The following is a 1,022-nucleotide window of genomic DNA, read 5'->3' on the forward strand; positions in this document are numbered from 1 at the left end:
GATACATCCCCGCAAGTCGATTTTAGTGGTTTCCTGGAGGCAATGTCTGGCCAACCTGCGGTATCCATCAGTAATGTGAGTTTGCTCAGTGCAAAACTACATCCTTTGGCTGGGGAGCTGGCGAGTGGCAGCTTCAGCCTTAACCGGGATGCCAGTGTCACCATGGAAATCCGCAGAGAGTCAGATAATGCCTTGATCTTTCAAGCCACCCAGAGTTACCCATTGGCCGGTGATTACCCGATCCAGTGGGATGGCCGTGACAGCGAGAGCGTTATTCAGCCGGAAGGCTTGTACAGAGTAGTACTACGTGCAAATGACGGAGTGGATGGCTTTGTTTATGATGCTCCGAAGGTGAGTGGTGAAGGTAGTGTTTCCGGTTCTGTGCCAAACCGCTACGATGCATACTCCAATGAATTCTATAAAATTTCGGTTAATGTTAGAGAGCCGAGTCTGGTCAGTATGCAAGTCACGCCTAGTGGTGGCTCCGCTTTCTATGCCTTCGAAGATGTTTACTATGATGGCGGCCAGCACTGGCTGTATTGGGATGGACGTGATCCCAATGGCGAAATTATTGAGACCTCTGTTTCCATTTACTATCCGGCGCCAAAGCCACTGCGCTCCACGGCGATCTATGTTATGGATACGGCTCCACGTATTACCGGTTCCGGGGAGGCCCCAACTATTGAAGTGAAATCGGATCCTTACTTGGTCAGCCATAGTTATGAGCAGCAAACACGTATGGCCTATCAGCTGAGTAATGATGCCGTTGTGACGTTCAGCCTGTTGCCGCCGGGTATTGTGAATCCGCAAGACCCCTCAGCGATAGTGCTGCTGGACCAGGAACTTGTCAGTGCGAATGATGAGGAGGGTAATGCATTGCTTCACGAAGTAGAGTGGCGGGGCTATAACGACTCAGATCCAAACGCCGTGCTTGTCGGGGATGAGGGAGTGTATACCTTTGCGATACAAGCGGTGTCACCAGAGACTGGTGAGAGTACCTTGTACCGAGGGGTTGTAAGCCT

At 51.3% G+C, this 1,022-nt stretch carries 1 protein-coding gene; it reads left to right on the plus strand.

Features of this window, described 5'->3' with window-relative positions; all coding sequences use genetic code 11:
• Positions 1-42: 42 nt before the first annotated feature.
• The coding region (locus ACCI49_RS24775) for a hypothetical protein (RefSeq protein ID WP_371841934.1) at positions 43-1,022 on the plus strand (980 nt) is incomplete at its 3' end.

This window comes from Microbulbifer epialgicus (assembly GCF_041447265.1).
GTDB classification, from domain to species: Bacteria; Pseudomonadota; Gammaproteobacteria; order Pseudomonadales; family Cellvibrionaceae; genus Microbulbifer; species Microbulbifer epialgicus.